General features: G+C 56.4%; 23 protein-coding genes. 10 read left to right on the plus strand and 13 right to left on the minus strand.

Annotated elements, in window-relative coordinates; all coding sequences use genetic code 11:
- Window positions 1-281: 281 nt before the first annotated feature.
- The 4 genes from Q1A34_RS20945 to Q1A34_RS20960 form a co-directional block, all read right to left on the minus strand.
- The gene (locus tag Q1A34_RS20945) at window positions 282-1583 is read right to left on the minus strand and encodes an ankyrin repeat domain-containing protein (RefSeq protein ID WP_300039250.1); all 1302 of its coding nucleotides are present in this window, start codon (window positions 1581-1583) and stop codon (window positions 282-284) included.
- 257 nt (window positions 1584-1840) lie between these two features.
- Window positions 1841-2302, minus strand: a complete 462-nt coding sequence (locus Q1A34_RS20950) for a hypothetical protein (protein ID WP_300039253.1) — start codon at window positions 2300-2302, stop codon at window positions 1841-1843.
- Between the two features lie 148 nt (window positions 2303-2450).
- On the minus strand, window positions 2451-2606 hold the full coding sequence (locus tag Q1A34_RS20955) for a hypothetical protein (protein WP_300039256.1): 156 nt from the start codon (window positions 2604-2606) through the stop codon (window positions 2451-2453).
- Window positions 2607-2969: 363 nt separating this feature from the next.
- Window positions 2970-3722 carry a helix-turn-helix transcriptional regulator gene (locus Q1A34_RS20960; protein WP_300039259.1) on the minus strand — a complete coding sequence of 251 codons (753 nt, stop codon included), beginning with the start codon at window positions 3720-3722 and terminating at the stop codon, window positions 2970-2972.
- A 108-nt stretch (window positions 3723-3830) separates the two neighbouring features.
- Here Q1A34_RS20960 and Q1A34_RS20965 point away from each other — a divergent pair, with 108 nt between their 5' ends.
- The gene (locus Q1A34_RS20965) at window positions 3831-4283 is read left to right on the plus strand and encodes a hypothetical protein (RefSeq protein WP_300039262.1); all 453 of its coding nucleotides are present in this window, start codon (window positions 3831-3833) and stop codon (window positions 4281-4283) included.
- Entirely contained in the window at window positions 4280-4615 is a 336-nt protein-coding gene (locus Q1A34_RS20970; protein ID WP_300039265.1) for a hypothetical protein, read from the plus strand. The genes Q1A34_RS20965 and Q1A34_RS20970 overlap by 4 nt, the downstream gene beginning before the upstream one ends.
- Window positions 4616-4696: 81 nt before the next feature.
- On the opposite strand, the gene Q1A34_RS20975 is transcribed toward Q1A34_RS20970, so the two are convergent.
- Window positions 4697-5209, minus strand: a complete 513-nt coding sequence (locus tag Q1A34_RS20975; protein WP_300039268.1) for a YdeI/OmpD-associated family protein — start codon at window positions 5207-5209, stop codon at window positions 4697-4699.
- Window positions 5210-5216: 7 nt separating this feature from the next.
- On the minus strand, window positions 5217-5816 hold the full coding sequence (locus tag Q1A34_RS20980) for an SRPBCC family protein (RefSeq protein WP_300039271.1): 600 nt from the start codon (window positions 5814-5816) through the stop codon (window positions 5217-5219).
- A gap of 170 nt (window positions 5817-5986) precedes the next feature.
- Here Q1A34_RS20980 and Q1A34_RS20985 point away from each other — a divergent pair, with 170 nt between their 5' ends.
- On the plus strand, window positions 5987-6361 hold the full coding sequence (locus Q1A34_RS20985) for a MarR family transcriptional regulator (RefSeq protein WP_300039274.1): 375 nt from the start codon (window positions 5987-5989) through the stop codon (window positions 6359-6361).
- A gap of 282 nt (window positions 6362-6643) precedes the next feature.
- On the opposite strand, the gene Q1A34_RS20990 is transcribed toward Q1A34_RS20985, so the two are convergent.
- The 4 genes from Q1A34_RS20990 to Q1A34_RS21005 form a co-directional block, all read right to left on the minus strand.
- Window positions 6644-7777, minus strand: coding sequence for a hypothetical protein (locus tag Q1A34_RS20990; RefSeq protein WP_300039276.1), 1134 nt, complete (start codon window positions 7775-7777; stop codon window positions 6644-6646).
- Window positions 7778-8127: 350 nt separating this feature from the next.
- Complete coding sequence (locus Q1A34_RS20995) at window positions 8128-8370, minus strand: hypothetical protein (RefSeq protein ID WP_300039278.1); 243 nt, start codon at window positions 8368-8370, stop codon at window positions 8128-8130.
- Window positions 8371-8451: 81 nt separating this feature from the next.
- On the minus strand, window positions 8452-9267 hold the full coding sequence (locus Q1A34_RS21000) for a polyphosphate polymerase domain-containing protein (RefSeq protein WP_300039280.1): 816 nt from the start codon (window positions 9265-9267) through the stop codon (window positions 8452-8454).
- 23 nt (window positions 9268-9290) lie between these two features.
- Window positions 9291-9872 carry a DUF4956 domain-containing protein gene (locus Q1A34_RS21005; RefSeq protein ID WP_300039282.1) on the minus strand — a complete coding sequence of 194 codons (582 nt, stop codon included), beginning with the start codon at window positions 9870-9872 and terminating at the stop codon, window positions 9291-9293.
- A 327-nt stretch (window positions 9873-10199) separates the two neighbouring features.
- Between Q1A34_RS21005 and Q1A34_RS21010 the strand changes: the two genes are divergently transcribed.
- The 5 genes from Q1A34_RS21010 (at window position 10200) to Q1A34_RS21030 (ending at window position 15689) form a co-directional block, all read left to right on the plus strand.
- Window positions 10200-10631, plus strand: coding sequence for a hypothetical protein (locus Q1A34_RS21010; protein WP_300039284.1), 432 nt, complete (start codon window positions 10200-10202; stop codon window positions 10629-10631).
- 142 nt (window positions 10632-10773) lie between these two features.
- Complete coding sequence (locus Q1A34_RS21015) at window positions 10774-11832, plus strand: hypothetical protein (protein ID WP_300039286.1); 1059 nt, start codon at window positions 10774-10776, stop codon at window positions 11830-11832.
- Window positions 11829-13349 (plus strand): ABC transporter transmembrane domain-containing protein, encoded by a 1521-nt coding sequence (locus tag Q1A34_RS21020; protein ID WP_300039288.1) that lies wholly within the window; start codon window positions 11829-11831, stop codon window positions 13347-13349. Before Q1A34_RS21015 ends, Q1A34_RS21020 begins: the two co-directional genes overlap by 4 nt.
- 1 nt (window position 13350) lies before the next feature.
- Complete coding sequence (locus Q1A34_RS21025) at window positions 13351-14886, plus strand: HAMP domain-containing sensor histidine kinase (RefSeq protein WP_300039290.1); 1536 nt, start codon at window positions 13351-13353, stop codon at window positions 14884-14886.
- A gap of 131 nt (window positions 14887-15017) precedes the next feature.
- Window positions 15018-15689 (plus strand): response regulator transcription factor, encoded by a 672-nt coding sequence (locus tag Q1A34_RS21030; protein WP_300039292.1) that lies wholly within the window; start codon window positions 15018-15020, stop codon window positions 15687-15689.
- A gap of 669 nt (window positions 15690-16358) precedes the next feature.
- Here Q1A34_RS21030 and Q1A34_RS21035 read toward each other — a convergent pair.
- A complete protein-coding gene (locus tag Q1A34_RS21035) occupies window positions 16359-17189 on the minus strand; it encodes an SDR family NAD(P)-dependent oxidoreductase (protein WP_366942874.1) in 831 nt (276 codons plus the stop codon).
- Window positions 17190-17281: 92 nt separating this feature from the next.
- On the minus strand, window positions 17282-18265 hold the full coding sequence (locus tag Q1A34_RS21040) for an SDR family NAD(P)-dependent oxidoreductase (protein WP_300039296.1): 984 nt from the start codon (window positions 18263-18265) through the stop codon (window positions 17282-17284).
- 182 nt (window positions 18266-18447) lie between these two features.
- On the opposite strand from Q1A34_RS21040, the gene Q1A34_RS21045 reads away from it, so the two are divergent.
- Window positions 18448-19458: a LysR family transcriptional regulator gene (locus Q1A34_RS21045; RefSeq protein ID WP_300039298.1), complete on the plus strand. Its 1011-nt coding sequence runs from the start codon at window positions 18448-18450 to the stop codon at window positions 19456-19458.
- Between the two features lie 228 nt (window positions 19459-19686).
- On the opposite strand, the gene Q1A34_RS21050 is transcribed toward Q1A34_RS21045, so the two are convergent.
- Window positions 19687-20646, minus strand: a complete 960-nt coding sequence (locus tag Q1A34_RS21050; protein ID WP_300039300.1) for a hypothetical protein — start codon at window positions 20644-20646, stop codon at window positions 19687-19689.
- Between the two features lie 45 nt (window positions 20647-20691).
- Here Q1A34_RS21050 and Q1A34_RS21055 point away from each other — a divergent pair, with 45 nt between their 5' ends.
- Entirely contained in the window at window positions 20692-21624 is a 933-nt protein-coding gene (locus Q1A34_RS21055) for a LysR family transcriptional regulator (protein WP_300039302.1), read from the plus strand.
- The last annotated feature ends 182 nt before the right edge of the window (window positions 21625-21806 follow it).

Here is a 21806-nt window from a genome sequence, read left to right on the forward strand (position 1 = left end):
GTGCAAGCATTGAACCCCTGCGAACCGGAGGAATAGCTGTCATTTGAACGAGATGCAGAATTGATCAATTTGGGCTCCAAGCCGACCTTCGCGACATGTCCTCCTCGATGTCCGCTATGGGCCGACCTCCGCCAAAGAAACAGGACATTTCGATTGAATGCTGCGCTGCCCCACATGGCGGCTCTGAGCCCAAAGAACCGGATGCGGCGCTCTGGTCGAATGTCGGCATTGAAGCTCAACGAGGTTTCGTAAGCACCGGAAAGTCGCCCGTTACGAACGCGCTAGAAGCTGCCCCAGCTGACGTTCCGGAGCGCGTCGCTGGACACCCCCTGGAAGCGCTTTTTGCAGTGATCGTAGCCAAAGATCTTCACATTGAACAGAAGGTCAAACTTGGAGGAGCCAAACTCGAACAAGGCATATCCACCAAGATTGCCGATCCCATTCTTGTGTTCTTCTTCGCCCGCGAGAATTTCCCTGCGATAACAGGCACCGTCGTCATTTCTGTAACTGAGCATCAGATGGTTGTCGAAGGCGGCGATGGCCCAGTCGTTCTCGTTGGGCACATCGTCGGCATAATAGCAGCGAATGAGGCTGATCGGCGTGTCGCTCGCGGGCTGCCTCGACTTGAGAACCTCGATCGTCCTGAACCGCGTGCCGGTGTCGCGGTCATGAAACGAAATCGGGATTTCCGGCCCACCCGCACGATCAAACGCGGTGAGAAACGCGCTTTTCTCAATTTCATCGTCATGGTCCGTCATGAACCGTTTAAGATCCGCACAATAGCCGGTGATGACAGGCTCGTTCGCGCGCAACAACGTGTCATAGTAAGCGATCACACCGCGCCTTGTCATAGGGCCAGGCTTGCCGTCAATGGAACTGGAATACAGATCGAGCCGTTGCAATGTGCGCTGCGCATCGGACCACAGAGAGCTGTTCATATTGGGGACAATGCGAAGTTCGATGTCGTGCACCTCGGGAAATGCCGGCACGGGTTCCGGACCAAGATATTCCAGTGCGGCAGTATTGTTGACGGCCTGCGCTATGGCGCGATAGCTTGTGCCGTTGATGCTCATTTCGTCCCCGTTGCGTTGCATTTCATCGACAATCGCCTTCAGCACCGCCGGATGTGCATTGTGGGCAATCGCATAGGTCAGCGCGTCCCGCCCTTCTGCATCCCGGAGATCGGTCCTGTATCTCAAAGGGAAAGGGTCGGTAGGGGCGACATAGAAAAGGGCTTTAGTGATTTCCACTCCGGCTTTTTCCGGCAACCCCGCAGCGGCAGCGTACATGAACAGCGTCCGTCCTCGCTCATCTCTGGCATTGACACGTGCGCCGCGTCGTAACAGGGATTTGACCTCTTCCACGTCACCCTGGGCAACAGCAACAAACAATTGAGAGTCCAGCTCTGGACGTGCGGAGGCCTGGGACGTAAACGCGACACTCAGGACTGTGGCGACGATGAGCGCGATGCGCATATGAAAAAGGGTTTTTTGCATCAGTAGGGGCATCCCTGCGCCTTCCAGCCGTTCATTGTGTTGCGCCAACCGGCCAATACACCACGCAGACTGCTTGTCGACTGGCACCCCTGTTCACAACTGGAATTGTCCGAGACGCCGCCATACCATGCGACACAACGTTTTGCGCGGCTGCAAAGCGTGACGCATTGTGCGTATTGCTGGCCTCCGCCCGAAGACGCGTTGCGGTTTGGTTGCGAAGCAGAACGGCTTTGTTCGAGTTCCCGCCGTCGGTCTTTCATCATTGCCACCAGTCGCCTGTAGTCCGGCAGGCCATATTCCGATGTTCCGTTCTCAGCACGTTGCGAAATATCGCCTGCACGGGACTACAGCCTGTTCCACATGCCCGAGCGCAGCCCTTCGCCGGTATCCGCCGACCCGAACAGGTCATCGGACAGATTGCGCGCCAGTTGATCCGCATCTGGGGCGGCCTTGCCGTCTTCGGCCAGTTCATCGATGTCGCGCCAGACGCTGCACCGCACGTCCTCTACCGGGTTGTCGTCGCGGATATGCAGGTGGCGTGCTTCTCCCTGTGGAACCAGCGTGTTGCCGAACCCAAGTTCCAGGTCAATATGGGCGTAGATTTTGAACCTGCCGTTGTTGGAAAACTCCAGGGCCCGCAGATTGTAGGGTTGGGTGGTGATGTAGCTGGCCAGCACCGACACCAGATCGCTGGTGTACACATTCTTGCAGATCACCACAAACGATCCCTGGCTTTGTGCCTTGGCCCCGTGTGATGTACCGAGCAAGGCGCAAAGGCCCAAAGCGAAAACGAGTAACTTTTTCATGGAATTCCTCTCTCTGCAGATAACTTTAGAAAACAAGGGCCATAGTAGCTAGAAATTTCGCACCGCGGTGACGGTACAGACGTCAAGACAACAGTCTGGACAAAAACATTGTCCGCGCCTCGTCAAACCGACGCCGTTTGTCCGTCAATCAAACATGATCTAAAGCCAGCGGGATCATAGCCCCATGCCACAAATCACGCTTATCTCTAGATATGCGTTTTTTGCGGGAAACTTGTGATTCCTCAAACAGCAAACGCTGCACAAAATAAATTTCCCTCATTGCAGAAGAGCGTCTTCTACTCATTCCCAACCAACACTTAGCGGTAGAGCAGTTATTCAGTGACGTGCCCAAGCAGTAGCTTTGTCCGCATCCCAGTCATTTGCTCATCCGGTTGAGACTATCGCTACCGGCCCATTGCTGCCGTTCACCGATCGATTAAGATGCTGCAATCGCAGCCCGCAAACCGGTCATTCGCTGCAACAGCGAAACTCTCGACACAAGGAACTCACTATCTGCGGAAAAGTGTGAATTCGCTGCAGATACACCAATACCGGCTCTGATAACTGACATCTTTCCGCAATATTACAAAATTGACGATTTGGCAGATGCCTGGACGTAGGTACCTGATACGAAACCTACCTCGGGAGCGCGATTGACGCCTACTACCTATTTCGCGGAAAGCCGCTCAAATATCTGGGCCGTTGCTTCGTCTATCGGGTGATAGAGTTCGATCTTCAAATCGTCCAAAAATAAGTCCTGGGGCGTCCCAAACTGTGAGATCGTTGCAAACATCGAAAGCCGCTGATCTCCCATCTTCAGGATCATCGGTATAACTGGACTGGAGGGCGGTTCATGTGAGGCAGCGGCAGCCGTCAAATATCGTATCGCTTCTGTGAACTCCGGGATGCCGCCATGCGCTGCGCTTTCGGTTCGCAGGCGAAGGGCTGCCTGATGAGCTACCGCGGGCCAATTCTCGACGACTTGAGGCAGTATTTCAGACATCATCAGGTCCAAAAGACTATCACCACCACCAATGCCGAAAGGGGCGAACAGCGTGATTGCTGCTGCGTTTGCCTGACGGATGGTCCAGAGGCGATCAACAGCCAAACCCGGGTAAGGCATGTGGCGTTCCAATTGGCGCGAAACGGCGCGCCGGATCGGTGCCATCGCCTCATCATTCCAATCCCGCGCATCGTACCGCACGGCAAAACCGGCATGGGTTAGCATTTGGTTGCGCGCGTCCAGCGGCAGCTCCAGCGCTTCGCCCAATCGCACCACCATCTCTCGGCTCGGTCGTGCGCGCCCGGTTTCCAGGAACGACAAATGCCGCGCGGAAATCTCCGCCTGCATAGCAAGGTCCAGTTGGCTGTATCGCCGCGCTGCGCGCCAGGTTTTCAGTATCGTGGAGAAATCGTTCATGGGCCTTCATACCGCAATCAAATCTGCTGTGCACTTACCTCCAAGGTAATTGCGGACATGCCGCTGACTTCGCTACGACGTCTTTGTCTTATTCAGGAGGAGCCTGACATGGCGTCGCATGCAGTACATAAACTATGGCTCAAAGTATCTGCGTTGGTCATCGGTTTCTTCGGGCCTGCTCTGACCCTCGGAACAATTCCCGCGACCAACGAGCCTGCACGTCTTGGCCTCGATATCCTGACCTGGCCGGTAGATGGGTTCCCTTCCTATGCATCTGAGGAAATTCGGTTCCTGTCGGCCTTGACCGGTGGGTTCCTTGTCGGCTGGGGTGTCACCATCTGGATGCTTTCCTCGTTGGTTTATGACGCGGCACCTGAAGCGGTGCGCAGATCGGTGCTGTATGGCGCTCTTGCGTGGTTCTTTGTGGACAGCTTCGGCTCGATCACATCCGGACAGAGGCCAAACGCGCTTTGGAATGTGCTTGTACTGTTGATGGTCGTTGGCCCGATGTGGCGGCCCGCGAACCCGAAAAGCTTTAACCGCGAAGGAATACATTCATGACCGGGTTTCGCTATACCCTCATCACCATGACGGTCCTGATCGTCGCGTTCACCGTGGCAGCAATTGCCAATGGCGGCATCAACTTGATCGCGCCCTTCCTGACGCCGATCCTTTCGCTCAGCTGGCAAGGTCAGTTCAATATCGACTTCGCCTGTTATCTTATTCTGTCAGGTATCTGGATGGCTTGGCGGGGTGGCTTCAGCAGCAGGAGCATCGCGCTTGGGGTCTTTGCACCGCCGCTCGGCATCCTGTTCTTCGCACCCTACCTCATCTATCTGGTGGGCAAGTCAAACGGCGATCCACGGCAGCTTTTACTGGGTGTACACGCTTAAAGGCCCAGACACAGCGTTGCAGCAAAAAGCGTTCATTCGCCGCGAATGTGCCAATCGTCACGCATTTTTGGCGAATTGAAGCTATTGCTTCCGCTTCTGCAAATCGCGCAGTGTTATCCCGTCTTTGATTGCAACCATTGCCTCGTCCACACGCCGCTGTTCGGTAGGTGTAGTCTTTGCAGACATAACGTGATTGGTGAACATGCGCTTCTTTCCGGCAGTGAGCCTAGCCCACTGCGCCAGGGCTAGTTCATCTTGGTTCAACGCCGCCTGTAAAGCAGCAGGCACATCCACATAATCCTGATCATCGATCCGGAACCGCATTTCGACCTCATCGCCAACATCAAGGCCGGTGTTGGCCTTGACGTCGGGCGAGACAATGAAGTAGCGCCGTCCGTCGCCCACCGGCATCCATGCACCACGTACCGGCACATCCGCAATCTCGCCTTCGACGCGAAGTCGCAGATATGTCCTGAAGGGCAGTTCGGACTCAAAACGCGGCGGCATGAACAACACCTTGTAGGTGATTACCCGCGCCTTCCCGACGCCATGCAGGGCAATCTCGCCGACAAAATCATGAGTGAAGTACCTCATGCCCGGATCACGCTGTCTGCTTGTTATGTTCGTAAGGATTCACACCTTGAGGTGGCCGTCCGACAGTCGCCCCGTTAATATCGCGATGCGGTGGCTCTGAAAAGGCTTTGAGACCGGCCAGGTCCTTGCGGTGCATCTCTCGCGTCCACTTCGTAAGGCCTGCGAACTTCCAAATCGCGTTGAAAGGGCGCGGTAATTCATTGACGAAGCGGGCAAGAACGCGGGTGCGTCCTTCGCCCTCGGGACGAAGTTCAAATGTCAGTTTCGGCTTATGTGGGGGTCCGGGGCCAACAAGAGTTATAACGATTTCTTCGTTCTCTTTGAGACGTACAACTTCCTGATGCCCAACGCGTCTGCCTTTGGTGAAGAACACTGTCTTGGTGCCGGTCTCACCGTCCACGCCTTCGACGGTACAGGTTGATTTGGTTTCCTTCGGCCATGCTGACCAACGCATCAGATGCTCTTGAAGGCGTATATCATCATAGACGTCCTTAACAGGCGCACCGACCGTGATCTCTTCGATGTACTCCACTTTCGATGGCGCGAGCGCGGACAACAGAGCAATAAGAGCGACCAGCCCCAGCAGGCCATAAAGCGCGATTTCCATCTAAATTTCCACGGTTCTTGCATTTAAGTTTTGCTTGGTCGATGATCTATTTCAAGTAACTTGATTGTCAATCTAAATGGATATTGGAAATGCCATCTCCTGACGAAACGACGCCTCAAGACCTCGTCGCAGCTTGCCGCAGATTATATACGAGCATTGACCGACTGGACATGAAGGCCGCCAACACTGTGGGGGTAAGCCGGAATGATTTGCGGTGTTTGAACATGCTCGCAGAAGCGCCGGTTAAGCCGAGCACAATCGCAGCCGAGTTGGGCTTAACCACCGGGTCCGTTACAACCCTTTTGGACCGATTGGAGAAGGCCAACCTGGCGAAGCGCGAACGTGATCCGGACGACCGGCGAGGGATCATTGTTCATCCAACACCCTTCCTATTTGAGTCCCTAGGGCCGATCTATTCCGGGGTTGCAAAAGAAATTAAGCGGATCGCAGCCGGGTATCTTCCAGAAGAACGAAAAGCCGCAGTGAAGCATCTCAATGACGCGTCTTCTGCATATGAGGTCGTTACATCCACTGGAGGTCAATAGTGGTCATCCGCGCGGAGTGCAGCATTTAGTAGGTCTGAGCCTAAATTTACTATCGGATGCAGCGCAGCATTCACCCAATCGCGGCTATTGTCGGCGACACCAGCGGCCCAGAGCTGCCTTCCAAACTGTCAGTGAGATGCTGCGACGCGGCCCGTCAGAAGAGACATTCGCTGCAGGCGCAAAATTCAAGGCTAGCCTAACTTATAGATCGCGCAACAATGCAGCCATCGACCAATCGTCCTCTGTGGCGCGCTAAAACACTTCTGACCTGCACCCCCAACCTCATTGTTGATACCAGCCGTTGAATGTACGAACGACGGCTGCAGTATCACGCCTAGGAAAATTGACAGGAGCAGTGGTCTGTTCGTTTTCAGCCCGAAAACTGATCTCGTATGGTAATCTCCAATCTCTATAAAAATAGTCCTCAAAACCTGTCTGGTTAGCGCGAAAAATGTAGATCGGAAGCAATAAACTTTGGCCGGGCAGCAGGTCAGGCAGTCCGGATCGGCTTTCGTCGGCGGCCTCAATCATCCCGGTTACGCCAGCATTCTCTTCTGAGTTAAGCCAGTCCTGAAAGCTCGATGGATTGTGGGAGTTGATGCTTTGGAGTAGCAGATCATTTTGGTCTCGGTCCGAGCCAAACGGGCCGGAAGCAGTGAAATTGCGGAACGTGATTTCGAGACCTGTAATTGGGCTATCTGTCACATTCCTAAGCCTTAGCGTCAGATAGCCAATGCTCTTGCTGTGTTCGGTCGTGCAGTCAAGTGGTTCGCTGACGGGCGCATATAGCCGGTCGGATCGTATGTCAGATCCAAGGTAGGTTTCTATCGTATCACGCGATAACGCTCGGTCTGGATCGAGTTGGAGTTCAATACCACCGTCCATCGACATTATCGAACAGTAGATTGCATCAACTACCTCCGGCCCGGTTGAGGAAAACCAAATCTCTCTCAGTCCTGAAACGATATTTGATTGGTCAAGTAGTCCGTCATCGACCAGCAGCGTATCCCTTAGCTCGGTACGCCAAACCTCACCGATATCGTCACTATAGTCACAGTTCGCCCGATCAATGCCCAATGCGTTTGGATCATCGCAGCGAGCGATGTTGGGCCCTTCTAAGAGGAAGAAGGGCACTTCATACGCACCTGTCATTCGCCAGTAGTCGACTGCTAGAAATGCCTCAAGATCGGGTACCGGTTCCGGGCCCGGAGGACAGAACCTCTCGCACAGCGTATCGAAGTTCGCAAGTAATGCGACAATTGCGCCGACCAGTGCACTAGCACCGATGATGGTCGCAGAAATACGCCTCCAATTGCGCTCGGCTTTTTCCGCGAAATTATTCTTTTGGGGCGCACTTATTGGGCGACCAAATCTATCAACCAAACGATTCCGATTATTTTGATCTCTATCGGACATAAAGGGCCCCAACTCTTCTACTATTCTTTGGCTTCAGGCTAAATCAAACTAAGACACACTGTCGCTTTTTTCACCTTGTAACCCAAACCATTCCCCGACACGAGAATGCTGGCTGTCTCGCGATGTTTGAATGAAACCGGTGCTGAAAACCAAATCGTTCGCTGTACCGCATCCGACACTCTAGTTGGACTCTTGATCGCCTTTAGGGACACTCCAGCATCCGTTTTCGTGTCGTTGTTCATCACCTCCGAAGCGGCCCTTTGCGGACCTGCGACCTACGTTCGAGATGCTGCAACCGCAGCCCGCTTACCGGACATTCGCTGCAGCGGCAAAATCTGGGATCTGGCGAACTAACAGAATGCGGACAAAGCGGTCGATTGAAAGGTTTGCCATATTTGCACTTTTGCCGCACGTTTAAGCAGCGCACCAAATTCCATTTCGATGGAAATCAGAACTTGCGCCAAAATCTCTTTCTGATCGTTTGGATTCCATTTCTGCGAGGGTCCTGACAGGCTGGTGTTTTCAAATTCAAGATGAACAGGCTGCTGGAGACGACGGGAAATATGATGACTTTTGTCACGGGCTTCGATCATCTCTTCAAGAATTTACCGGCATTGATCTAAGCCTGATACGAGACTCGATTGCCGCGTTTACTGATCCGATGATGCGCCTGATCAAAACCGCTGTGTCGCTGTTTTAGATGATTTTCGCACCCGCAACGGTTGCTCAAAAACCTGAAGCTTCTTCAGCGCCGGTAGAAAGCGGTTGTAGCGTTCAACGAGCCCGAGCGCAGCCATGCCCATGCAATACTTGGAACAGCGCTTTGTCGGATGCACATGCTGGCCGCGCAGAATACTATCCGCGACGCCATTTCCGCGCGCCGACTTGGTCTCGAGGATGAAGCGATCAGAGGCGGCATGGCGCTGGTGCGCACTGTTGCGAAAGGACAGGCTGGCATCGATGGTCATGCGTTCACCGCCCTCTTTTGCGACAAGTGTCATGCGGGAATAGCGCATCTGGATCACTGGTCTGAGGGTCTGGCCAAGCGGTGTCCCGTAAATCTCCTGATGGCAGCGATCAATGAATTCCAGCGCGTCCGGTGACAATTCCTGCGAGGTGGTCTCGATCCTGAGCCGCTTTTTGACAGTACGGTCGCGCAGGTCCTTCAGCTTCACCTCGAGGAAACTGTAGCCCGCGTCCAGATAGGTTCTGACCCGCACTTTGCAACGCTTGCGCCGCCCCTGGTGGTGATCCCGATACATCTGAGCATCACAACTGTCGTGGTATTCCGTCGCGTAGGTGAATGCCCGACTGCCCTCAATCTCCAGGACATCAAACAGCTCCCCGAACCGCCCAAGGACAGGCAGCAGACGATGTGCGGGCACTATATATTTGTTGTCCAGCCGTTCCAGCATGGCGGCTTTGGCGTTCAGGGTCTCCAGCGAGATTGTACCGAACGAAGCCAGTGCGGTTGCGATATCGGTGGTCATGTCAAAGCCTCCTTCGGGCAGATTTACTTGCGATAGAAGACGCTGATCTGCGCCATGTCGGTGATGTAATTGAGGGCGACGATCTGGTAGCTCATAACCTCGACACCGAGGCGGTCGGACAGCTCGCGGCGCATCTTGTCGGTGTCGGAAAGGGCGTCGGGTTCAATCTTGTCGAGCGTGACCTTGATGCCGTCGACTGATTTGAGGATGCGCGGGTGATCAAAAAGATAGGCCGCCAGCAGCACCAGAACGATCACGGCGATCACAAATGGCAGCGTCGTGCCCTTGATCGAACAGATCACGGCAATGGCCACCGCGCCAAAGAAGTAGCTGATTTCGATCTTGGTGATCTGTTCCGAGCGCAGGGTAAACAGCGCGAGGATCGCAAAAAGACCAAAGCCTGCCGCCAGCGAAAACTCCACCGATCCAAGGATCGTCAGGACACCGAACGCGAAAATATTGAACAGGGACGCGGCGGTCACAAGCTCCTTGTCGCGATAGCGCTGATAAAAAAGGCCGAAAACGAGGACCGTCATGGCCGCAATATTCAGGAAAAAGCGTTCAATGATCCCGCTTGCTATCAGATGTTCAAGCACAATGTTCACCAATCTGTTCTTGCCGCCGGTATGGTCGGCATTCTGTGAACAGACTGGCGCGGTCAGATGGGTCACACCTGCAAACGCGATGAAGCGCGTGTTACAGTTTTGTGAACCTTTTATGACAGCTCGGCATGGCAACCCGTCATGCGGCGCCGCCGTCGCGCTGCGAGGCGGGATGCAGGTCCTGACGAAGATCCGAAATGTTCATCTGACGTTCATCTGGCATTAGATCACGCGTCATCCACGGATACTAAGGTAATCCGCTTAGGCCAGGCATGTGCACTATGAGTAGAATGGTAAATCTGGAGAATGGGTATCGTGGGCTACAGTCCTTTGCAGAGAAATCTCACCTTTTGTCGCGGGCTGCGTGCGGGCGCGCCGACGCGTGCGAAACTGTGCCTGATCCCGCTGATCTGCACTTTATCGACTCCTGCTTTTGCGCAATCTGCCAGCTTTCGGTCTGTAGACACCAATTCTGATCGTGTGCTGAGCCGGGATGAGCTTGTCGAAGCCTTTGGCACAAGCGCGGCGGCGCGGCTTTTGGCGCAGTCTGATCACAACCAGGACGGTCAGATAACGATTTCGGAATTGCGACAGGACTCAAGACGGGACGCAGACCGCGACACCGACGACAGTGATGAAAACGATGACGATGATGACGACCGGGACGATGACGATGATGACAGGGGAGACAGTGACCGGGGAGAAAGCGACGGAGGTGACAGTGATGGCGGAGACAGCGACGGGGGCGGCGATGATGACTGACAGGACCGCGTTTTGTGCCAGGGGGGGTCGTTCATGCGCCGTTCACCTGATCACAGATCGACGGTTCATCCATCTGCCGGAAATCTGTCAGCGGGCGCTTTCATACAGGAGGCACACAAACGCTTCAAACCGGAGACAACCAATGACACATATGAAACCCCTCTCCCCCGCCCTCTGCGCCAATGCGAAATGGGCCTTCACCACACGCCGCGTCAACCGCACTGATGTGCGCGGTCTTTCGACCAGTTTTGCAACGGCGAAACCCGGTGACCTGATCCTTTGCGAAATCGCCGAAATCGGACACCACAAGAAAATCCAGCTGGCCGAACGCCGTGTTTCAGTCAGCTATCCGGGCGACCTTGTCGTCCTGTGCCTGGGCGACCGGTACGCGCCGGACCAGTTCCTGGCGTCTGCTGTCATCGACGATGACCTGATTGACCTTGTCGCAGGCGGCGGTGTCGCCGGTCGCGTAGATGTGTCCCATATTGCCATGGACGATCCGACCCGGCTGAAACCGCTTGGCCTTCTGACGGGCGCGCAGGGGCAGGTGTTGAATATCGCGTCCTATGCCCTCCCCGCGACCGCGCCGAACCACGCCGTGACGGTCATCGGTGTCTTTGGTGCGTCGATGAATTCCGGTAAGACAACGGCTGCGTCCAGCCTTGCCCACGGCTTACTCCGCGCGGGGTATAATGTGGCTGGCGTTAAGGCGACGGGCACCGGCGCTTTCGGTGATTTCAACAGTTTCGAGGACGGCGGCGCGCCAGCACTCGATTTCACAGATGTCGGTATGGCCACGACCTACCGGATGCCCCTGGCGCGTATCGAGGACGGGTTTGACACTCTGGTTGCAACCGCTGCCGCACGCGGTGCCGAGGTTGTCGTCGTCGAAATCGCAGATGGTGTCTTCCAGCAGGAAACCCGCGCCATTCTCAGGTCTTCGAAAATCCGCGACCGGCTGGACGGCATCCTTTTTGCAGCGCCCGACGCGCTGAGCGCGCTGGGGGGCGAGACAGTGCTGAACAGCATGAACCTCGGTTCTTTTGCGATCAGCGGCATGGTGAGTTGTTCGCCGCTGGCGGCAGCAGAAGCGGCAGAGGTGACAGGCCTGCCGATCCTGACGCGCGAAGACCTCTGGTCGCCCGCAACCATCGCAGAGCATGTCGCACCCCTGATGCGCACTGCAACCGTGGCCGCATGACCCCCCTCCCACCCCTGGCCACACGGGACCGCGTCACGGACGCGGTCCTTGTTGTATTTTGCGGTATCGTGCAGGCTGCAGCACTGGCCATGGGCGCCTTTGCCACCCGGGATGCCTTCGCCGCGCTTCATGGGGGTTCGTATCTGGCGACCGGTACACTCCTGGAACTGGCTCTTGCGGGCGTTTTGACGGCGCTCTGCCTGTTCATTTCCGGCTGCCGTGCGGAACGTCTAGGCCAGAGCTACGCAATTGACCTGCGCCACGCGCTCTATGCCAGGATCGCCGGCTTGCCGAAATCACGACACGAACAGCGCCGTGTCGGTGCCTTATCGCTGCGCTTCGTCGGTGATCTGTCCGCCGCGCGGCTATGGTTCGGGCAGGGACTACCCGGAGTGCTGTCGGCCTGTGTTGTGCTGCCCGGTGCTGTCGCGATCCTTTATGCGCTCAGCCCGGCTCTGACAGTTCGGGGACTGATGCCGCTGGCCATCGCGCTGACGGTGATGACGGCGGCGGCATGGCATCTGGAGCGGCGGCACCGCCGGTTACGCAAACGCCGCGCCGGTATTGCAATTTCCATGATCGAAAGGATCGCGATTGCGCCGGAGCTTGATGTGATGGGGCGCACCGATGCCGAGTTGCGCCGCCTCGACGATCAGGGCGCACGCCTGCGCGACGATGCGGTTGCCCGGCGCGGGCGCACTGTCGGGCTGCAGGCGCTTTTGCAGGCAGGCACGGCCGCGTCGGGGCTCGCGATCCTGTGGCATGCCAGCGTGCTGGGTGTGGCTCCAGCCACTGTTGCCGCCAGCCTGTCGGTCCTGGCGCTGATCGCTTTGCCGCTGCAGCACCTGGGTGCTGCCTGGGATCAATACTGCGCCTGGCGTGTTGCGCGGGAAAAGGCGCAGGCCCTGCTGCGCGAACCGACGTTACCGCGCGCCCGGCGCCGCGCAAAGTCACCGGTCTGCGTTGCGGTGACCGGCACACTTGAAGGCCGGCAGGTTGCGTTCAGCGCAGCGGGCGGTGACCTGACCCGCCTAAGCGGCCCGGACAGCCATCATCTGGCGCGGATCATCGCCGGGCTGGATCACCCGGAAACCGTTGATCTGCGTTTTGACGGCAAGACAGACCGCCCCGGCGTTGCTTACATCGGCGACGATCACATCGGATTACAGGGCAGTCTGCGCCGCTCTGCCACGCTGATGAACCGCAAGCGTCCCAGTGACCAGCGTATCATCGCTACGCTGACGGCTTTCGGTCTTGGGGATCTGTTGGCGTCTTGTGGCCTTGATCAACGACTGGCCGAAAACGGCAAGGGGCTGTGTGCAGCGCAGTTGCTGAGGCTGGATCTGGTGCGGGCAGTGCTTGGAAAGGCGGATGTGATTGTCATCGCGTCGCTGCGCTGGTCTGTTGAGCCGCAAAAGGATCAGTTGCTGGCGACGCTGCAAAACCATTCCACCGCAACACTTTTGCTGGCGGACACGACGGACATCGGCACGACCACAAAACCAGGGGCACTCTGACATGCGTTCAACCACATTATTCGGCATCTATGCGGTCGTTGTCATTGGCCTGATCGGGGGACTGGCCGGTCTGACACTGTACAACCTGGAAAAATCGCGGTGGTGGGACGCGCGCACGCAACTGGCACAGGAATCCTATGCGCTCCACCTGAAACTCGAAGTGAAACTCTACCGTTTGTTCAAACAACATGTCAGCACACTGCTGATCGGGGACAGCGATAGGGGTGAGGCGGAGGCCTTTCTGCGCGACAGGATCGACCAGAACCTTCTGGACATTCGTTCTGTCATTGAGCGTGAGATCGAAATGGTGGGCGAGGAAGAACTTGAAGAGCTGCAACTGCTTGACGAAATCGAAGCCGACATTCGGTCTGTCGATACCGCTATTGCAGCTCTTACCTCTGCAGATGATCCCCTGGAATCATTTTTGCGGACCGAACGCCTTGCAGCCCTTCTGGACGGCGGTATCGACGTGGAACTCGACCGCAAAATCGGGGCCGCGCTGGAGGAGGAGCTGGAAGAAACCCAGGAGGTTCTGGCCGACGCCGTTGCCTTTCGGGCGCGGGACCAAAAGATCGTCTACGCGCTGCTGGCCCTGGCAACAGGCACGCTGATCGTGGCTCTTCTTTCATTCAATGGTCAGATCAGGCACCCTATCATCCGCCTGCAAAAGGAAATCGAACGCCTGCGCCGGGCGGATTATTCGAAACCTGTCGCCCTTGGCGGCAGTCTGGAATTTCACGAGTTGGGCGCGGTTCTTCAGGACATGGGAGAGGGTCTTGCCGTGCGCGAGGCCACGCGTGCGGAACAGAAAAAACAGCTGGAAGACACTGTGGCAACCCGGACAGCAGAACTCCAGCAACTGATCGACAAGCTTGAAACGGGTGAAAAAAACCGCATGCGGCTGATGGCTGACATCAGCCATGAACTGCGCACACCTCTGGCGATTATCCTTGGCGAGGCGGACGTAACGTTGCGTACCCAACGCGAGTTGAGCGAAGATGTGTCGGATGCGCTGGCCCGCATACGGGAATCCGCCAGGCACACAAACCAGATCGTTGATGACATGCTGACCGTGGCACGCCGCGAAGCCGGTCAGCTCAGGCTCGACCGAAAAGAGCTGGATTTGCTCAAGGTCGTGAATGACGCGGTGTCGATGTTTCCCCAGAAGGTTCTCGTCCAGAGCCCCGACGAAAAGATTTTTGGCAACGTCGATGAAGTCAGATTGCGCCAGTCAGTGCTTGCCTTGTTGCACAACGCCCGGCGCTATGGTGGCCCCAGAATTCACGTATCGCTCCTGCAAAACGACTCGGACAATATCATAATCGTCGAAGATGACGGGCCAGGCCTGAACCCGGAGGAAAAAGAAAGCGCCTTTGAGCGGTTCTTTCGCGGTTCAAACGCGTCCGGTCAGGGGATCGAAGGCAGCGGTCTTGGTTTGCCGGTCGTCAAATCCATCGTGCTGGCCCACGGCGGCACAGTCGAGTTAGAGGACAGCGCCCTGGGCGGTCTGCAGGTTGTGATGACACTCCCCATATAATCGCGTGACCCGGGTATATCTCCGGACGGAATGACCGGTAAGACATAATAGACGATACGGGCATTGGGACACTGCTTTGCCAGCGCAGACATCCAGAAAAGCCAGAAACGGAAACGGAAACGGAAACGGAAATGAATATTCTGCTTGTTGAAGACGAAACACGCGTTGCGGACTTTATCCGCCGGGGTCTGGCCGCCGAAGGATGGTCTGTTGATCACGCCGCCAACGGAGAAGACGGGTTGGAGCTTGCCACGCAGAATGCCTACGATGTCGTGCTGCTCGATCTGATGCTGCCGGGCATTCAGGGGCTCGACGTGTGCCGCAAACTGCGTGCCCGCAAATCCAAGACGCCGATCATAATGCTGACTGCACTCGATGGCCCTGAGGAAAAGGTCGAGGGTCTGAAGATCGGCGCGGATGACTACCTTCCCAAACCCTTTGATTTTGACGAGCTCGTGGCGCGGGTTGAGGCCCTGCATCGTCGGGCAACGGGATATGCTGCAGACGTCAGCGACATGGTCATCTCAAGCGGAGGGATCACTTTTGACCGGTCGTCGCTGGAAGTGTCAGTCGGAGACAAGGTGATTGAGCTTTCCAAGAAAGAGCGCGATCTTTTGCAGCTTTTCCTGACGAGCAAGGGGCGTGTCCTGTCCAGGGAACGCATCCTGAACGCCGTCTGGGGATTAAACGCAGACCCGCTCACAAACGTTGTCGATGTCTATGTAGGACGCCTGCGTCGCAAGATGGGCAAACAGGGTGCCCGCATCGTTACGCTCCGCAACGTGGGATATCGGATGACCTAGTGCGCCCTTCACAGACTCTGTTTGATCCCGTTGTCAGAGAGTACTTGATCAAACCCAATCAAGACCAGTTGAAGCGGTTCGGCCCCTAAAGATCGCGCCAGACATTTTCCGCTCTACAAAAACGGGAACCGGTTAACTGGTATTGAGAGGTTCCGGATCACCTTCCCGAAAGTCTCTGGAGCGGTCGTAGACTGCAGGGTCTAAAAACCCGCCTCCGCATGCTTTTCGAGATAAGTACGTTCATTAGGTGAATTTCGTTCCTTCGATTGGATCGACAGGCAAAGCTAACCGTTTTGCGCACGTTGATTGTCATTCTGAGCACTTCAGAACAGAACCAGAGCTATCGAAGTGGTTTTTTGGCAGCCTTTTTCGATGCAGTCATCCGTACCGCTCACAGCATCCAGCTTTTAGGGCTCGAATCGGCCATGGTAAGCAGTGCAGCGTTGCCCTCTGCCCCGACTGAAAAGATCTCGCGGACGACCCATAAGCGATATTCGTCGGGTTAAGTTGTGCCGCATTGCAGCTTCACCAGACCGGTCATTCGCTACGCACGCAAAAAAGTCGCGCGGTTTGGGCTCGCGCGACAGGGTCCAAGCCGACCTCACAAGAAAAATGCACTCTCCGTATCTCAGGTTGATCGACTCAGCCAAGGTGCCAACCAGTGCTCAGCTAGGAAGCACGGACCTCTTGGACATTGCGGCCCGGCTTCTCAAACGCCACGAATCTCTCGGCAAACTCTGGATGCCACCGGGACAAGGCAGGGCGGTTTTCGACGATGTCCTGAGCGGCCCAAGCAACGCGTTTGCGATCTATCTCTGGCGTGACCTCATTGTCTGGGCACAGAATGTAAAAGTCGCCCCGATCCAATCGGTCGACCAAATAAGACACGGTTTCTTCCGACGTCCATGCCGCATCCGGTTTTTCCGGCAGCCATGAAGAGATCATGCCGGTGTACGTAAAGCCCGGTACGAACAGATGCGCTGAAATTGGTACTTTTGCGGCAAGCAACTCATGCGCCAGCATTTCGGTCATCACCTTCAATCCAGCTTTGGATACGTTGTACCCAGGATTGCCCGGCGGTGTGGTGATGCCCTGTTTCGAGCCCGTGTTGATGACAACGGCAGGCCGGTCCGCTTCGATCATTCGAGGTAGGAACGCCTGCGCACCATTAAGAACCCCGAACAGGTTGACCTCAAGCATGCGCCGCCAATTGTCCGCGTTGTCCCATGTTTTCGTGGGTCGGGCGATTCCCGCATTGTTCATCAACAGCGCAACAGGTCCAAGGTCAAAGGCGATATCGGCCAGTCTGTCGACCGCCTGCGCATCGCTCACGTCCGTCTTGACGGTTTTGACGTCTGCGTCCTGCCCCGCCAAAGACTGCGCAGCCCTCGCCATCTCACGCTCTGATGTGTCTGCCAGTACCACGGAAAAGCCACGCATCGCGCATTCCTTTGCGGCTGCAAGGCCCACGCCGCTTGCCCCCCCGGTGATGACCGCCACGCCCCCTGCTTTGATTGCTTCGTTCCACATAATCGATACTCCTTATAATTTTTTGTGCCTCGCCGGTTACGGCGAGGCACAGTGTTTTCGGCTTAGCTAACGCTGCGTGCGGCATCCCCGTAGCTGACGTCCATGACCTCACCCGTCATGCGCTTGGTCGCATCGCTTGCAAACCACATGACAGCTTTGGCGATATCCTCGACCTCGTGGTGGCCGATGCCGAGCGTGCTGCGGGATGCGATCGCCGCTGATACGTCGTCGAAGGTCGGGTTCTCCGCGGTCGGCAGAACTGCGCGTAGAACCGCCTCATTGTCGGCGAAGGGTGTGCGCACCAGCCCAGGCGCCACCACGTTGCACATGATGTTTTCGCGCCCATAGGCCAGTGCTGCACTCTTGGCAAAACCGTTCACGGCCCATTTTGTGGCCCCATAGGAACCAAAAATACCATTGCCTGTCCGCGAGAGCCCCGAAGAGATATAGATGATCCGGCCCCCACCAGCGGCGCGCAGGTGCGGCAAGACGGCTTGTGTCGTCTTCATATAGCCGCCGATGTTGACCTCATACAGCGTCGAGATTTCGCCTGCCGTCACATCCTCGATTGCGCCTGCATGGCCGACGCCAGCGTTGGCGAGGACGATGTCGATGCTACCGAAGCGGTCCGCAGCTTCGCTCATGGCGGCTTGCTGATCCTCCAGATTGCGCACATCACCCTGATAGGTCATGCACTGCGCGCCAAGCGCCTCAATCCGCGCTTGCGCCGCAGCAAGGTCAGCCGGGCTGGGCAAGGCATAGCTTACATGCGGCATGCGCGCTGACGCGATGTCGAACAAGACGACGTTGGCACCGGCCTTTGCAAATTCTTCGGCCGAGGCAAGCCCAATGCCGCGGGCCCCACCGGTCACGAACGCGGTTTTGCCTTCCAGTTCCATTTTCACAGAACCGGATTTTGCCGCTGCGTGGCGGATGTTCATCACGGTGGATGCGGCAACCGCAGCAGCCCCGATGGTGCCAGTGCGCAATATTTGACGGCGCGACAGTTTCTGTGCGTGTGTGGTGTTTTCTGAATTGGACGTCATGGTGATCACTCCTTGATTTGGCCCGGTCCGGGCGCGTTGTGGGGTAAAACTAGACAGTTGCGAAACGCGTTCAGAACGAGAGCAAAACCAGATGGCTGAGCCGTTCGCTGGCTGCGAGGCCCTCCAGCACTTCATCCCGCTTGGCGGGCAGAGCAGGCACGCGATGGTACGATCCAAATAGTATGAACATTGCCGTTCCATTCGTTTCCTTGCTGTCAAAAGGCTCTGTGCCTTTCCGTGAGAAACATATGGAACGTGCGTTTCTCATCCGGTATAGGGTAATTACACCAATCAGAATTGCGAAAAACGCACCAATGAATGATGACGACCTATTTCTTGCTATTGTCGACGGCGGCAGCTTTCGATCCGCAGCGCACGTTGCTGGCCTCGACCCCAGCCGCGTCAGCAGGCGTATCGCAGCGCTTGAGGCGCAGTTGGGAGTAAAACTGCTCAATCGTACCACCCGGGCGTCCGCGCCAACCGAAGCCGGAAAACGGTATGCCGAAGGGGTGCGACGCCTGAGTGACGCCCGCGCGGCACTGCTTGCGGAAGTCACACGCGGTCAAAATCTGCCGAAAGGCCGTTTGCGCGTAGCTGCACCCACTGATTTTGGCGCGCGCTATGTCGCCCCTGTGCTAACCGAGATGTCAGAAGCCCACCCGGAGCTAAGTGTCGATCTTAGATTGGGATCAGGATTTGCAGATCTGTTGGCCGAAGGAATAGACGTCGCAATTCGTATCGGCAAACTCGTGGACAGCACGTTGAGGGCGCGGCGGATCGGTACCTCGCATCGTGTGCTTGTCGCGGCACCGCACCTGGCAACAAAGGTTCTTTCGCCTGAGGATCTGAGCCAGATCAGCATTGTGTCCTACCGAACCGGCATGACAGAGATGCGCTCCAGCTTCGAATGGGAAGGCATGCGTCAGGAATTTCGTATGCCGTGCCGCTATGCGGTGAATTCGATGGCGGCCGTGCGCGAAGCAGTTCTAGCCGGTCGCGGCGCGCATCTCGGACCACTTTGGGCGTTTCGCGACGATCTGAAAAAGGGTCGGGTTGTTGAATTGCTGGCTAAAGCGCGTTTCGAAGGCTTTCCAATTCACGCCATTTGGTCTCCAACGCCCTTTCAACCGGCTGCTTCTCGCGAATTTGTTGCGTTGATGGCGAAAAAGCTCTCCGAAGAAGACATCAGATGACATCGCACACATTGGAGCCGCCGTATTGAATCTTGCGCCCTCAAAGGAAAAACGGCCCTAAGCAGCCGTCCAACATGGGACTGCTATGCTGCGCTGCGGCCCGTCAGAGCTGACTTTCGCTGCAGCAACGAAATCTAGCCGGCGGCGAACTAGCACATTGCGGACAAAGCTGCCAACCGTTCCATTTAAACGAATTGCAGCTTTGAAAATCAATAAGTTTCTGATCAGCTATAGCCCGGTGTCGTAGCTGGTCAGCCGGAAGCTGCTTGGGTCAACCAATGCCCCCATCGCAGCGAATTCCTCAGCCCAGCTTTGCGCCTGCGCGTTCAGAGTTTCCATGTCGGGGCGACTGGTCCAATAGTTCACGCAAAGCCAAGTGCCGTCTTCGCCCTGGCCCACGGTGCGATAGAGCAACGAGTCGTTCTGGTTCATTTTTTGCGTGATGGTTTCAAAGAACGCGCGGACATCTTCGGGGTCGGCGCCTTCGGCCTGCTCAAACAAAACGATCTCGACATGTTTTGGCACGCGCAGATCATCCGCCCCCACCTTCTGGGTCAATCCGCCCTCCAATCGTTTGAGTGGCATCTGCAACGCTGTCGGTCGGTCGTCCGGTTCGGCGAGCGGCAGGCCGTTCACGGGACGCGCTCCAAAATAGAGATGTCCGGCCGAGACATGAAGAACCTCGTATTCCGTGGTAGGAGAATTGGCCGCTACGCCCATGACAGAACATCCGGTCCGGAATACATCCTGCTCTTCGCCAACGGACCATCCCTTTGCCCCGCAGGCACCTGCATCGGCGGAGTTCAGAAATCCTGCAAACCCCTCCATTTGCGGCGTAATCGTGAGGTAGTCGTTGACGATCAGGTCAACATTTTGTGCGCCTGGTGCCACGTCTGAGGTCCCAAGGATGTTGACGTCACCGCCGAATTTCAGCTCCAGCAACGGCGCGTTACAGGTTGGATCGGCAAAAGTTGTGAAATGCGCGTCGATGCGGCCCGGCGCGAATGAGATGGAGCGTTTGAGGTACCAAGGGGCAATTCCGTCCTGCCCCGCTTGAGGGCGCAGTTCGCAGGCAATGCTCTCCCAAGTCCCATTCAGGTCGAACGCGCTGTCTTGTGCCAACGCCGGTGCCCCAAGCGCAATTGCAGCAAACAGGCAGAAAGTAGATCGGGCATATTTCATGGTCATGTCCTCTTTTGTGTCCTTTCGTGCAAGGCTGACAGGCAGGGTGACGTGAAGCAAATTAATGTATATTATCTCTCCATGCATGAAAATAATGTCAAACTTGCTACGCTAGACCTAAACCTCATCACAGGGCTCAGCGCGCTTTTGGATCAGCGTTCCGTGACCGGAGCGGCAGAAGCGGTCGGTCGCACGCAATCTGCCATGTCGCACAGCCTGTCGCGTTTGCGGGATCACTTTCGAGATCCCATCTTGGTGCGTGACGGTTGGGAGATGCGGCTCACGCCGTTTGCCGAGGACCTGCACCCTCGCGTGACGGCAGCAGCAGAGGCCGCCAAACTGATGTTTGCAACCAGCTTCGAATTTGACCCGGCCACGACGAGCCGCCGCATTCGCATCGCGGCTCCGGACCTATGTTCGTCTCTTTTTACCGGTCTCATCGGCGAAATTGCCAAGCGCGCGCCGCTTGCTTCAGTTGAGTTCATAAGCAGCAGCATAGCCCGTGAAACGGTCCTCAGGTCCGAGGCAGATATCGGGTTGGGGTTTGGCCGCGCAAAATCAGACGCGAACTTAACGTTGTACCCTGTTGCGCCGCTCGACTGGTGCACATTCGCGCCAAAGAAGCATTCCTTCTGCTTAAAGCGCTCAATGGATGCTTGGAGTTCCTCTCGCCATATCCTTGTCGGTCAAGGTGGCGCGCAAGAAGGGCCGGTGGAAAAGGCGCTGCGTAAACTTGGGATCAAGCGCCATGCCGTTGGCTACGCATCGAACTTCTCGGCAGCACTTATCCTTGCCTCGGAGACTGACGCGCTCTTTACGACGCTGCGCGCACCTTTCGAGAAAACCGCTGTGCGGCTTGGCATGTTGGCCGTCCCTCTTCCGTTCAAAATGCCCAATGCACCTGCAACTCTGATGTTCAGAGCCGACTACGGCGACCCGTTTGTTATCTGGCTGAAGGAACTCTGCGCGAAGGCCCTAAGCTGACGTTAATGCACACCGCAGCATCGGTAAGTCTGGGCTCGAAGTGACCAGCAAACTGATCAAAGCCCAAGGACCAGTACGTGGCCGAATTTAGGATTTCTTAGTCTTTGCTCGGCACAATATGCATGCTTGGTCGCGAGAGAACTCCGCCGGGAATCAGCAACAACATCGGTCAGAAAGACTGT

Origin of the sequence: uncultured Roseobacter sp. (assembly GCF_947491795.1) — a bacterium.
Classification (GTDB): domain Bacteria; phylum Pseudomonadota; class Alphaproteobacteria; order Rhodobacterales; family Rhodobacteraceae; genus Roseobacter.